This is a genomic window from Salinibacterium sp. NG22 (assembly GCF_015864925.1).
Taxonomy (GTDB): domain Bacteria; phylum Actinomycetota; class Actinomycetes; order Actinomycetales; family Microbacteriaceae; genus Rhodoglobus.
Genome location: NZ_JADYWG010000002.1, coordinates 366649 through 379901, shown reverse-complemented (window position 1 = coordinate 379901; position 13253 = coordinate 366649). Strand labels below are relative to the sequence as shown.

Sequence of the window (13253 nt, the reverse complement as noted above, 5' to 3'; positions counted from 1 at the left end):
ACGCGATCGGCGTCTCAGCGAAAGGGAGCTCGTGAATCAGCAGGTTCAGTTTGGACTCGGCACATTTGGCGACGTCACGGTAGATGAAGACGGTGCGCCGCTCAGCCAAGCGCAGGTCATCCGCAACGTTGTCGCTGAAGGAGTACTGGCCGACAAGCTCGGCATTGATTACTTCGGGGTGGGCGAGCACCACCGCGATGATTTCGCGATCACTGCTCCCGAAACCGTGCTCGGCGCGCTCGCTGCCGCAACCACGAACATCCAGCTGGGCTCGGCCGTCACGGTCTTGAGCTCTGATGACCCCGTGCGCGTCTACGAACGCTTTGCCACCGTGGATGCGCTGTCGAACGGCCGCGCGGAGATCATCCTCGGTCGCGGCTCTTTCACGGAGTCGTTCCCGCTCTTCGGCTACAACCTCGCCGACTACGAAACGCTCTTCTCCGAGAAGCTCGACCTGTTCTCCGAGCTCATCAAGGAAGAGCCGGTCACGTGGTCAGGCACTCTTCGCGCCGGCCTGAAAAACCAAGAGGTCTTCCCGCGCACCGAATCTGGCTCGCTCAAGACCTGGATCGGCGTCGGCGGAAGCCCCGAATCTGTCGTGCGCGCCGCCCGCTACGGGATGCCGTTGGTGCTGGCCATCATCGGTGGCCAGCCCGAGCGCTTTGCTCCCTATGCGCAGCTGTTCCACAACGCGCTGGCCGAGTTGGGGCAACCCGACCTGCCGATCGCTGTTCACTCGCCCGGCTACATCACCGACTCCGACGACAAGGTCGTTGAGGAGCTGTGGCCGCACTACAAGACCATGCGTGACCGCATCGGTCGCGACCGCGGCTGGCCCGAATCGAGCGTTGATGAGTTCATCGGCGAAGTGAAGCACGGCTCCATGTACGCCGGATCGCCGGAGACCGTGGCGCAGAAGATAGCGAACACTATCTCTGCCCTCGGCATCCAGCGATTCGACATGAAGTACAGCGCAGGAACCCTGCCTCACGAACGCATGATGCGCAGTATTGAGTTGTACGCCACCGAGGTCATTCCTCGGGTGCGGGAATTGCTGGCGGAGAAGGCCTAGTCGGCCTTCACCTTCTCAGCGGGCTCCTCGCCGGACTCCGGGTCGGTGGGGAGGATTGTCGCAGTCACCGAGCTGACGCGTCGGTTTCGTAGGGCGAATCGCACGATCATCACAACGATTGCGGCGACGATGGCGAGGAAGATGATCCACGGGAGCAGTACGCCGACGAGCACCAGCAGCCCGGAGAAGAAGGTGACGAGGGCGGCCCAGCCTGCACTGAGTCCGTCGAAGAAGTTGCCTGGTTCGACGCTGGGCGCCTCGGCCTCAGAGACCAAACTGAGAGTCAGCGTGGACATCGCGACCTGATCGTCGAAGTAGCGTTGTTGTGACTTCAGACTCTCCAGCTCGCCCTGACGGCTCGAGATCGCGGTCTCCAACTGGATGAGCGTATCGGTGTCGTCTGCCGTGGTGAGCAGTGCAAGCAAACGGTCGACGGATGCCTCAAGTGCGGTGATGCGAGCCTCGAGGTCACGCGACTGCATCGTGACGTCGACCGCGTTGGTCGATACCTCCTGCAGTTCACCTAAGCCCGTGAACTTGTCGAGAGTAACAGTGAGATCGGATGCCGGAATGCGCAGCGTAAGCGTCGAGCTTCCGCCGGTGTGCTCCGACGGGGCGTATTCGTTGCGGGCGTCAACGCGACCGCCGACGGATTCGGTGATGCGAATCGCCTCGGCGGTGGCATCTGCGGGGGTTTCTACGATGACGGACATGTAGCCCGTCGTGATGACCTCGCGGCTGATGTCCGATTCGCTTACTAGCGCGCCGTCGGCGGCGGGTGCGCCTTGGTCCAGAACGGCCGAGTCGCCGGAGCTGCCGGCCTCCACCTGATCCACAAGGAACTCTTGGGATTCACTCGTGGATGTGTCGCTCATCCCTGCCGAACATCCCGACAGGGTTAAAGCGGAAAGTGCCAATGCTGTGGTGATGAATAGTGTGCGCCTCATGGTTTCCATGGTGGGCTGAACAATGGCGAAAAACTACCCAACGTTTGTCACGATTCGAGCGTCACCCCCGGATTGTTATCGCGCGCAGGGTGAGCGAGGCCGGAGCATGACCTTGACGTTATCTGGGAGCACTCTTGGTGTTCGATGAAAAATATGAACCTGCTCTCACCGCGTCGGTATCGTGAAATTGTGCCCCGACAGGGGGCGCGAAAGACGCGGATTACCAACACAAGGAGCAATCATGGGTCTCATTGATAACGCAAAGGATGCCGGCGAAGCCACTGCCAAGAAGGTAGGTGAGTTCGTCGATGACACCAAGGAACGTGTGAGCGACGCCGCCGATCAGGTCGAGGCTGACGCCGAAGTGTCGAAGGCCGAAGCCGACCTCGAACGTGCGAAAGCCGAGAGCGAAGCCACGAAAGCGAAGAACGAATACAAAGAAGACCTTCGCTAATAAGTGCTCTGGTCCCGCATCCGACCTTCTAAGGCTGGGATACTAGGGCCATGAACTTATGGGGCGCACTTCGACGCAGGATTCTGCCGTCACGAGCACCCCTCCTGAACATCGCCGCGGATGAGGGTGATGGTCCCGTGATCATCTTCCTTCACGGAATCGCCTCATCAGCGGCGACGTTCGCGCACGTCATCCCGCAACTGTCGGATCACTACCGCTGCATCTCGTTCGATCTGTTGGGATTCGGAGAATCACCCAGCCCCGCAGACTCGAACTACACGATCGAAGATCACGTCGATTCCATCCGGTCGACGGTCCACTCCCTCAAGTTGGATGCCCCATTCATTCTCGTCGGGCACTCTCTTGGAAGTCTTCTCGCGGCCCGCTACGCCGCAGCCCACCCGAGCAAGGTGAGCAGGCTGGTGCTCGTGAGCCCGCCCATCTATGTTCCGCCGAACCAGATCGGCGACCCGCTCATTCGGGCGCGAGTCGGGGCCTACATGCGGGCCTACGAATTCTTGCGGACGAACAAAGAGTTCACCATGAACACCGTCGACACTCTTCGCCGACTTTTTCAGCTCGATGACATTCTCGACGTCTCTGAGCACAATTGGCGGGCATTCGGGCTGAGCCTTCAGAACTGTATCGAGACACAAACCACCGTGAGCGACATCGCCGCAGTGCGCGTCCCCATCGACGTTGTCTACGGCTCGCTCGACCAATTCATTGCGCCAGGCACCATGCGCATCATTGAACAGATGAGGCACGTCACCATGCACCGGGTCGAGGCGAACGATCACCTCGTGCGCAAACGACTCGCGAAGCGTTTGGTCGCCGTGCTTGACGCGGGCCATGAGCTTGCAGAGAAGCAGTAATAGCGCGCACCGTGGCGCCTGACGTCATCAGGCGGCCCTGCTCGAAATGCTTGAGCAGAGCCGCCTGACGTAGTTCGTCGACTAGTGAGACTTAGCCGACACCGCTCATCTGATCCGTTTCGGTCTTACCGATAGCGGCAATAACGTCCGGGCGCTTCTTGGCAAGGTTGAGGTACCACACGACAGCCGCGACCATCACCGCAAGGAAGATGTAGGTAATCAGGTTCAGCGGGTACGGCGGCACGGGGTAGACGTTCGCGATAAACACCCAAATCATGCTTGTCACGGCCACTGAAGCGGCGATCCACACAAGCACGTTGGGGATCTTCTCGCGCTGCGTGTAGATGACACAGGCGATCGCAACGAGTGAGTACGCCACCATGTAGCCGTAGGTGCCGAACGTGTCGACCCAGACCACGATGTCCATGGCATGAACGCCAAAGGCGAGCATGACGACGTCGAGGGCGATCGCGAGCGGTCCGGCAACCAAGAGCACGCGGTGCGGGGTCATGTGGCGCTCGTGGGTGCGACCGAAGCGCTCAGGAACAACGCCTTCTTTTCCCATGACGTACAGGATGCGGCCCACGACGTTGAGCGGAGCAACAACAACGGCGAAGAACGATGCACCAACGCCGAAGGTCAGCACCGGAGCGAACCAAGCTGGCATGCCGATGGTGGTCGAGATCTCTTCGAGGGGGTTTGCGCTCGCGCCGAGACCGTCGCCCAAGATGACAACCTGTGTGTACGCGGCGAAGACGTAGAGGATGCCGACGGTGACAGCACTCCACATAATGGCGCGGGGGATAGCGGTGTAGGGGTTGCGAGCTTCGCGGCCAAGTGCATCAGCCGACGAAAAGCCGACAAAACCGAGGATACCGAGAACCATTCCGGTCGCAACGCCCGAGATGGGCACTCCAGTGAGCGAGAACTGCGAGGGGTCCCAAGCGTTTGCACCAGCCCAGACGAGAGCCATCACGAGCAGAACCAGAATGATGGCTACCGAGACGAGTTCAAGCACCAGCGAGATCCGAGCCGAGAGGCGGATGCCGCGAATGGTGAGCAGCGTCGCGAGACCGCCGAGCAGGATAGCGAGACCGATCTGCGCGAGAACGCCGCCAGCAGGAATGCCGATCGCGACTAGGAACTGGCTCATGTAGGAGACGGAACCTCCGAGCGACCCGGCGGCAATACCCCAACATCCGATCAGCAGAGTTACACCGGCAACGTAGGCCCCGAACGGGCCTAGGCCCTTAGAGACGTAGGTGTACAGCGAGCCGGCTGAAGCGTGACGCTTCGCGAAGACGGCTACGCAGTAACCAACGCTCAAGATGACGACCGTGGCCAGGATGAACGAATACACAGTGCTGTTGCCGGCGCCCAAGAAGATGGCGGCGGCGGTGAACGCGATAACCGCACTCGGGGCGATGTTGGCGATGGCTTGAGCAGCCAGTTCTGGGCCGCTCATTACTCCACGGCGCAATCCCACATCGGTGGGGGTCGCGCTCGCGGTTGGTGGTGTGCTGGTTGGTGCTGACATGAACAAACTCTCCTCAGAGTGGGCGTAGTGACGCGAAGTGTCAGGGAATGAGCAGGGTGCGAAGGGCGCCGCGGAATTCGAGGTCATCGAACGCTTCCGCTGCCTCTGCGAGGGGACGACGCCCAGATACGAGCGGGTCGAGTTTGAGCTGGCCGTCCATGTAGCGGTCGACCAGCGCAGGGATATCGATAGAAGGTCGAACGCTGCCGTAGTTCGAGCCAATGATGCGCTGATCGGCTTCGGCAAGAACAAGCGGTTCGAAGGATGCGCGAGCACCCGTCGGCGGGAGGCCGACGATGACCGCGGCTCCACCCAGACCAAGCATCTTAATGGCCTGTTCCGTCGTCGAGGTGCGGCCGATGGCATCGAAGGCGTAATCGACACCATCCGGAATCAGCTCGTAGAGGGCGGCTACGGCATCCACCTGCGACGCGTCGATTGCGTCGGTGGCGCCGAACTGGGTAGCGAGGGCGGTCTTCTCGGCGCGCACGTCGATCGCGATGATGCGTTCGGCGCCGGCGAGCTTTGCGCCCTGAACGACGTTGAGGCCAACGCCTCCACAGCCGATGACAACCACGGTCGAGCCTGGTTCAACGGCCGCGGTGTTGAGTACGGCACCCACGCCTGTCGCTACAGCGCAGCCGACGAGAGCAACGATGTCCAGAGGGGCGTCATCGCGGATTTTTACCGCTCCGGATGCTGGAACAACAACTTCTTCAGCGAATGACGAGACGCCGAGGTAGTGGTGCATATTCTCATCACCCTCGCGGCTTAGTCGAGACGTGCCGTCAAAGAGAACGCCCTTGGGGGCGACGACGGTGGCAACCTTTTGGCAACGAGCTTCGTGACCAGAGCGGCAATAGCGACACTCTCCACAAGGCGGAACCCACGAAAGGACTACGTGGTCGCCGACGGAGAGTGACGTGACGCCTTCGCCGAGTTCGACGACAACGCCGGAGCCTTCGTGGCCCATGACGAGGGGCGCTGGCGCATCCCATTCGCCGCGCTTGATATGGAGGTCTGAGTGACAGACCCCCGCCGCAGCGATCTTGACGCGCACCTCGCCAGCCTTGGGGGCGGCAAGTTCTACGTCGGTGTATTCGAGTGGCTGGTCGGGGGAGCGGAAGACGATGGCCTTCATGGGTGCCTCCTGAGTGCGTGGATGATTACGCCGATGGTAGGGCGTGGAAATTCGCTGGGCACTGTGAAAGAGTGTGGAAAGTTCCTGAGTTTCCACGATTATGTACACTCAGACAATGGCATTCGACGTTCTTTCCCTGACGCGGCTGCTCGGTGGAACGCTCAAAAATGCTGATAGGAGGGCAACTACGCCCATCGACTCCGTTATTTTGGCGCGCGATCTCACCGTGCACGCCCACCCTCAGTTTGTAACAGCGATTGTGGTGACCTCAGGTGAATTGGCTGCTCTCTTGCGCTCCGACGATCCCCGAACGGATGCAGTTCGTGCAGGTGTACTCATCGTGGACACAAGCCCTGCGGGAGCTGCGGGTGCCGATGGGATAGTTGTCAAACGGTTGATCGAGGACAGCGGCGTGATGGCAATACTGTGTCCGCCGCGAAGCCGGAGCGCCGTGCTCACCGAGATTGCGGCGGCATTGGCAGTTGACCAAGCGGCGGAGGACCGACTCGTGACGAGCGGCACGAAAGTGCTCACGCAGGTTGCGCGACGTGGTGGAGTGAAAGCTGTCATGGCGGAGCTAGCTCATCGGATCGATGGTTGGGCAGTACTGCTCGACAGCCAGGGGCATGCAATTGCCAGTTCAGGCGCGGGAGCCCTGCACGTGCGCGATGCGGCCGCCGTTGCGCTCAATCAGCCGGTCCGAGTGCGGCACCCCGGTCTCCAGTTGCACCCGGTGGGCGCCAGCGAGGACCTCACCGCCTATCTCGTAGTCGCCTCGAGAGCCGGAGCGATGAGCCGCATTCGGGACCTTTCGTCACACGGAGCGGCGCTGCTTGACTTGCTGTTGCGCACCCACGACAACACCACCGCGGACAGGCTCGGTCGGGACGTCATGATTACCAGCCTGTTGACGGGTCAGTCAGCAGATCCGCGAACCCTGCTCCGGCGCTGGGGAGTGCATGACGATCGCCTTACTGCTTTCGTGCTCAGCTCTCGGTCCAAGTCGGTCGACCTCGAGCGGCTTGTGACGCGTTGGTTCGATGAGCTCGGCTGGATGCACGTGATGACGTTGGAGAATGGGGCCGTCTTGGGCTTCATCCGCGACGACCGCGTTGATGCTGTGGCTGCGCGAATCATGGACTACGCGAGAGAAGTGAACGTGCCCCTTCGCTGCGGATTCGGAACAAGCTCGCCGATTGAACACCTGGAGCAGAGTGCATCCGAAGCTCGCCAAGCGCATCAGGTTGCACTTGCTGACGGGCAGGTCCACGTTCAATACGAAGCGTTGCCGACTGTGCGGTTCGTGCTCGATCAGCTCGATAGTGACGCGCAAGCGAACCTCGCCAGAACCCTCAACGGGTTGCGCGAAAACGATGGTCAGCACGGTGAGCTCACGCGCACTCTCCGGGTATACCTTGCAGAGAATGGATCGCTCGGGATTACGGCAACGCAACTCGTCATCCATCGGCAGACTCTGAGTTCGCGACTGCGTCAGATCGAAGACCGAACGGGGCTCTCTATGGAGAACCCAGACGACCGCACTGCTGCGTGGCTCGCATTGCGAGCCCTAGAAAGGTAGAGGTAGAGCTCACAGCGGTCTAGCTGATCCGCTGCGGCGGGGGAGTACCGTGGAGGCCAACGGAGGGAACTCTCATGGCTCGACAACTCGATGCCACTGTCTGTATTGCGGGCGGAGGTCCGGCGGGAATTGTGGCCGGGCTCATCCTTGCCCGCGCTGGCATCGATGTTGTGGTGTTGGAGAAGCGCGCTGACTTTCTGCGCGATTTTCGCGGCGACACGGTGCACCCCTCCACGCTGAATCTGCTCGACCAGTTGGGGCTCGGCACCTCTGCGAAAGCTATCGAGCACAGCGAACTGTCGAGTCTGGATGCGGTCATTGATGGCATCCGAGTGCAGGCGGTTGATTTCACAACCCTGCCAGCCCCGCATCGTTATGTCACGCTCATGCCGCAGTGGGATCTGTTGACGTTGCTCGTTGAGGAAGCGCGCACACAGCCTTCGTTCCGGCTGGTGCTTGAGGCGACCGCGCAGTCGGAAATTCAGGAAAACGGCCGAGTGGTCGGTGTTGAGGCGAGCACGCCTGATGGCCCTGTGCGCGTGAATGCCGCGCTCACGATTGCGGCTGATGGGCGCGATTCTGCCGTGCGAGACTCGCTCGGTTTGGTGCCCGTTGATTACGGCGTTCCCATTGATGTGTTGTGGTTTCGGGTGCCGCGGCCGACACAACCAATGCGGGATACCTTGGCGAACATCCGGAATGGTTCTGCTCTCGTGACGATTCCGCGGCCGGATTATTTTCAGTGCGGGCTCCTCATCCGCAAGGGCACTTTTCCTGAGTTTCAGACGGCCGGCATCGAAGCCTTCCGTCACACGATCGCGAGTATCGCCCCGCGTCTGGCTGACGTCACGGCCGAGATTGGCAGCTTCGATGATGTGAAGCTGTTGTCGGTGCAGATCAACCGCTTGCGCGAATGGTCCGTTCCTGGCGCGCTGTGTATCGGGGACGCCGCCCATGCCATGTCGCCCGCTTTCGGCGTGGGCATCAACTACGCGATTCAGGATGCGGTTGCTCTCGCAAACATCCTGGTTCCCACACTGCGGAGCAAGGGAACGGATGCCGCAGCGATCGATGCGGCGTGTGCTGCGCTGCAGCGTCGCCGTGCGCTTCCGACGGCGCTCATGCAGCGCATGCAACGGGTAGCGCATCGGCTCATCAATCGCGCGACAAGTGGAGTCGTTCTGCACAACCCACCGCGCTTGCGCGAACGCTTTGTGATCGCGGTGGTTCTCCCGCGCCTTCGTCCTCTTTTGGCGAGGCTTGTGGGCTACGGGTTCCGCCCGGAACGCATCGCACGCGGAATTCTGCGGCCGCGCACCTAGCAGCGATCAGCGCAGCTCCGGCCGTTCTGGCCTGGACAGGCGAGACCGCGCTAGTACGTTTCGAGCACCATGGTGACGGCCCAGACCACGCTGGCACCGATCAGCGCAGCAAACACGAGCAGCCAGAAGACCGACGGTACGCCTGTCCGTTTGAAGAGCAGGTAGGCGTCTGAGGTGTTCAGTTGGTCACGGCGACGAGTGTGTACGCCGATCACAGTGGCGAGGCCGCGCACGCTTCCCACGAGAAGCGCAATCGCGATAATCAGCAATACGTAGCTTTGCTGTTCGGGCGTTGCCCACACCCAGAGGGCGGCGCTCGCGGCGGCGGAGACGGCGACAACGAGGAAGCCAAAGAGGTTGCGGATCACGAGCAGGGTGAGCACGAGGATGATCCCGCCGACGAACAATGCCATAGCGGTGTAACCCTGCGTGACGCACCAGAGTTGCACGGCTCCGACGATTGCGGGAGCCGGGTAGCCAAGCGATCCACTGATGACGGAGCCGAGTTTGCCGCGCCCACTGCTGACGGCTTCGCCCGAGTGATTCATGCGGATTTTCATGCCGTGAACGAAGCGACCCGTCAGGATCGCGCCAACGGCGTGCCCGAGTTCGTGCACGAGGGTCGTGAAGAGTCCAAACCATTTCCAAATCGGCTGCGGGATGCTCAGCACGGCTGCGGCGGCCACGATCACGATCAGCAGGGTCGGCGAAATGTCGACGGGCGTTGTGCGGGCGAGAGAGTCGAGGAGGGCATCCATCCTCGAATTCTCTCACCTGCGGCGTTCATTCTGAGCCAGCTTCAGACTCCCACGCCGCGCGAAGTCTGTTCATAGAAAGTACATAGGGTTCTCGGGCTCAATGAGTATCAGCGTGAAAGCACGATCACCGTCCGCACCAACCTGGAGGCCCGCAATGAGCCAACTCACCATGATCGCCCTTGACCTTGTCGCCATCGGCCTTCTCACCTTCGCTCTGTACTTTGCTCGCCACCGCCGCCGCGACCTGCTCGTGGCTTACCTCATTGTGAACGTGGGTGTCATGGCCGTCACGGTCATGCTCGCCGATAGCGCGGTGGGTGTTGGTCTCGGTCTCGGCCTCTTCGGCGTGCTTTCCATCATCCGTCTGCGCTCCTCTGAGATCGCGCAACACGAGGTGGCTTACTACTTCGCGGCTCTGGCTCTCGGTCTCATTGCCGGGCTCGGCGCGGCTGATCTTTCGAGTACCACTACCAGCACGGCCCTCGCTAGCTTTGTGGCTCCCGCTCTCATGGCGATGATTCTGCTGGTCATGACCTTCGGAGATAGCCCGCGACTGTTCCGCGCTTACCGTCAGCAGACGGTGACTCTGGATGCCGCAATCGCCGACGAGTCCATCCTGCGTCTGCGCCTCGAGAACCTGCTTGGCGCTCAGGTGCACTCCCTCACGATCACCAAGCTTGACCTTGTCAACGACACCACCGTGGTGGATGTGCGCTACCGGATCACCGGCGGCGCCCACACCTCGAGTGCCACCGCCCCGACCACCGCGTCAGAGCTCCTGGAAGGAGCACACCGATGACTACCCCCAACACCGAACGCTTCGCCACGATCTCGCTTGAGGAGTTGGCCGAACGGGCCTCTCTCCTGACGCGCGTTGACCGCAAGTATCTGGTGCCGGCTTCCGATCTGGTCGCACTGCTCGGTGAGCTTGAAGACCAGGCCAGGGTGCTGGAGATCAACAGTCAGCAGCACTTCGACTACGAATCGGTCTACTTCGATACTCCGGATGCCGCCAGCTACTTGCTGGCGGCCCACCCGCGTCGTCGCCGCTTCAAGGCTCGCACTCGCAGCTACATGGACACCGGCGACTGCTACCTCGAGGTCAAGACCAAGGGCTCGCGGGGAACCACCGCCAAGCAGCGTTTGCCGTATAGCTTCGACGAGCGCGATCACCTCACGGAGGCCGGCCGTGGTTACATCGACGAACTGCTGCACGACGCTTCGGTCGAGGGAATCGATACGGAGACAATGGAGCCGGTGCTCACCACCCGCTACACCCGCACCACCCTGTTCTTGCCTGCCAGCGGCAGCCGCTGCACGATCGACAGTTCACTCGCCTGGCAGCGCACTGCCGCCGACGAGCACGCCGCCGACGGCCCCGACAGCTCCGGCCCCGACAGCTCCGAGTTCGACGATGCCGAGTTCGGCACTACTGAACTGTCGTTCGCCGACACGGTAATTGTGGAGACGAAGTCGTCAGGTCAGGCCAGCGAGGTTGACCGTATCCTGTGGCGAATGGGGCACCGCCCCGACCGCATTTCCAAGTTTGCGACGGGGCTCGCTGCGTTGCGGCCAGAACTCCCCAACAACCGGTGGGCACGCGTATTGCGCCGCCACTTCACTCCGGCCCTTGAAGCCCAAGACCCGGCCTCGGTTCTCGCCGCCTAACCGCCCCACCCTAAGGATGCCGTGAGAAAGTCGAAGCTCTTTGCCGTCAGTCTCTCCACGATTGTGCTCACTGTGGTGTTGGCCGGATGCTCCACTACGGCCCTCGGCGACACCGCGTCTGAGGCGGCCGCGGTAGGGGCTCTGGGTATTGACGCGACGCAGAATGCCGAGCAGATCATGGCGGCGAACGACACCGAGCCCACGGCATCCACCGACTTTGACTACACCGTTGCGCAGGCGGTGTCGATCGCTCTGCAGGGGTCGACGGCGATCGCCAGTGGTGCCGGTGCGGTTATTGAGGGCAGCACGATCACGATCACCACGGCGGGTACCTATGTGCTCGGTGGCACCCTCGATGATGGCCAGGTCATTGTCGATACCGCCGACGAGGGCATTGTGCGTCTCGTGCTCGATGGTGCGGATATCTCCAGCTCGACCACGGCCGCGATCCATTTCGCGGCGGCGGATGAGGCACAGATTGCTCTGGCGAGTGGCAGCGCCAATTCGCTCAGTGACACGAGCGCTTATGCCGAGGATTCCGAGGCGGGGGCAGCGCTCGATAGCAGTACCGATCTCCTCATTTGGGGTGACGGCTCGCTCGCTGTAACCGGCAACGCGAACGATGCGATCGCGAGCTCCGATGGGCTCACAATCGACTCGGGAAGCATCGCTGTCGACGCCGTTGATGACGGCATCCGTGGCAAGGATTACCTCGTGATTCAGGGCGGCGACGTCACGGTCACGGCGGGCGGCGACGGACTCAAAGCTGACAACGAAGACGAAGAAACTCGCGGTTTCATTGCGATCACGGCAGGCATTGTGGTTGTGGATGCCGCGGGCGACGGCGTGCAGGCAGAAACCGATCTGGTCGTCACGGGCGGCTCACTCGCAGTGGTGGCCGGTGGCGGGGCCGCTGTTCTCGCCGATGCTGATGTGTCGTCGAAGGGGCTGAAGTCAGGCGACTTCACCGTGCTCGAGGGCGCTAGCGTTACCGTCGATTCTTCGGATGACGCGGTGCACTCCGATGGCGCCATTCACCTCGCCTCGGGCGACGTCACGCTCGCAACCGGTGATGACGGTTTCCACGCCGAGGGCACCGCTTACATCAGCGACGGAACCCTGCTCATCACCCAGAGTGCCGAGGGCATCGAAGGTCAGGCCGTCACGATTTCGGGCGGCTTCATCGATGTCACCGCGAGCGACGATGGCATCAACGTGTCGTCATCGGACGGTCCTGACGGCGACGAAGCTGGTGGGCCGGCGACGGGAACAGAGGACGTCGCCGAAAGCACCAACACTTTGCTGATCACCGGTGGGGAGATTCTGATCGATTCTGGCAACGACGGTATTGACGTGAACGGTGTGGCCAGCATTGAGGGCGGAACGATCGTTGTCACCGGCACCACCGACAGTCGCAATGGCGCGCTCGATACCGACAGCACCTTCACCATTTCGGGCGGAACACTTCTTGCAGCAGGCAGCTCGGCAATGGCAGAAGCGCCGGACGCCGAATCCGAACAGGCCACTGTCTCGTTCACGTTCGATACCGACCTCCCCGCGGACACGGTGGTGACTCTCGTCGATAGCGCCGGCAATGCGGTAGCGGCCTTCACCACCCTGAAAACAACCCAGTCGATTGTCTTTAGCTCTGACGTGATCGTGGCCGGTGCAAGCTACGACGCCTATACCGGCGGCGCCGTGGGCGACACCATTCTTGGCGGCTTTGCACACGCGGGCGACGACTCAGCGGCCACCCTCGTCTCGACGGCTATCGGCGGCGAAGACCCTGTCGGCAGTGTTTCGGGAGAGCGGGCAGGCGCCAGATCAGGAACCGGTGCCACCGACCGCCCCGAGCGCCAAGCACCCACTGATGGCGTGCCAACCGACAGCTAGAGGGCGT

Annotated in this window: 12 protein-coding genes; 8 read left to right on the top strand and 4 right to left on the bottom strand. The window is 61.8% G+C overall.

What is annotated here, in order from left to right; translation table 11 throughout:
- The first annotated feature begins 31 nt into the window (after positions 1–31).
- A complete protein-coding gene (locus I6E81_RS11365) occupies positions 32–1072 on the top strand; it encodes an LLM class flavin-dependent oxidoreductase (protein ID WP_197107728.1) in 1041 nt (346 codons plus the stop codon).
- Here the strand turns inward: I6E81_RS11365 and I6E81_RS11360 are convergent.
- Complete coding sequence (locus tag I6E81_RS11360) at positions 1069–2019, bottom strand: DUF4349 domain-containing protein (protein WP_231604145.1); 951 nt, start codon at positions 2017–2019, stop codon at positions 1069–1071. The genes I6E81_RS11365 and I6E81_RS11360 overlap by 4 nt on opposite strands.
- A 241-nt stretch (positions 2020–2260) precedes the next feature.
- On the opposite strand from I6E81_RS11360, the gene I6E81_RS11355 reads away from it, so the two are divergent.
- Positions 2261–2473: a hypothetical protein gene (locus I6E81_RS11355; protein ID WP_197107727.1), complete on the top strand. Its 213-nt coding sequence runs from the start codon at positions 2261–2263 to the stop codon at positions 2471–2473.
- 50 nt (positions 2474–2523) lie between these two features.
- A complete protein-coding gene (locus I6E81_RS11350) occupies positions 2524–3348 on the top strand; it encodes an alpha/beta fold hydrolase (RefSeq protein ID WP_197107725.1) in 825 nt (274 codons plus the stop codon).
- Between the two features lie 91 nt (positions 3349–3439).
- On the opposite strand, the gene I6E81_RS11345 is transcribed toward I6E81_RS11350, so the two are convergent.
- Together I6E81_RS11345 and I6E81_RS11340 are read right to left on the bottom strand one after the other, a co-directional pair.
- Positions 3440–4885 carry an APC family permease gene (locus tag I6E81_RS11345; protein ID WP_231604143.1) on the bottom strand — a complete coding sequence of 482 codons (1446 nt, stop codon included), beginning with the start codon at positions 4883–4885 and terminating at the stop codon, positions 3440–3442.
- 40 nt (positions 4886–4925) lie between these two features.
- Positions 4926–6026, bottom strand: coding sequence for an alcohol dehydrogenase catalytic domain-containing protein (locus tag I6E81_RS11340; protein WP_197107723.1), 1101 nt, complete (start codon positions 6024–6026; stop codon positions 4926–4928).
- A 115-nt stretch (positions 6027–6141) separates the two neighbouring features.
- On the opposite strand from I6E81_RS11340, the gene I6E81_RS11335 reads away from it, so the two are divergent.
- Positions 6142–7605, top strand: a complete 1464-nt coding sequence (locus tag I6E81_RS11335; RefSeq protein ID WP_197107721.1) for a CdaR family transcriptional regulator — start codon at positions 6142–6144, stop codon at positions 7603–7605.
- A gap of 74 nt (positions 7606–7679) precedes the next feature.
- Positions 7680–8927: an FAD-dependent oxidoreductase gene (locus I6E81_RS11330; RefSeq protein ID WP_197107719.1), complete on the top strand. Its 1248-nt coding sequence runs from the start codon at positions 7680–7682 to the stop codon at positions 8925–8927.
- A gap of 50 nt (positions 8928–8977) precedes the next feature.
- Here the strand turns inward: I6E81_RS11330 and I6E81_RS11325 are convergent, their stop codons facing one another.
- Positions 8978–9685, bottom strand: coding sequence for a M50 family metallopeptidase (locus I6E81_RS11325; RefSeq protein WP_197107717.1), 708 nt, complete (start codon positions 9683–9685; stop codon positions 8978–8980).
- A 154-nt stretch (positions 9686–9839) separates the two neighbouring features.
- Between I6E81_RS11325 and I6E81_RS11320 the strand changes: the two genes are divergently transcribed.
- Genes I6E81_RS11320 through I6E81_RS11310 form a run of 3 tightly spaced genes read left to right on the top strand, consistent with a single transcriptional unit; the run spans position 9840 to position 13246 of the window.
- Positions 9840–10484 (top strand): DUF4956 domain-containing protein, encoded by a 645-nt coding sequence (locus I6E81_RS11320; protein ID WP_197107715.1) that lies wholly within the window; start codon positions 9840–9842, stop codon positions 10482–10484.
- Complete coding sequence (locus tag I6E81_RS11315) at positions 10481–11353, top strand: VTC domain-containing protein (protein ID WP_197107714.1); 873 nt, start codon at positions 10481–10483, stop codon at positions 11351–11353. The genes I6E81_RS11320 and I6E81_RS11315 overlap by 4 nt, the downstream gene beginning before the upstream one ends.
- 21 nt (positions 11354–11374) lie before the next feature.
- On the top strand, positions 11375–13246 hold the full coding sequence (locus tag I6E81_RS11310; RefSeq protein WP_197107712.1) for a carbohydrate-binding domain-containing protein: 1872 nt from the start codon (positions 11375–11377) through the stop codon (positions 13244–13246).
- Positions 13247–13253 lie beyond the last annotated feature (7 nt).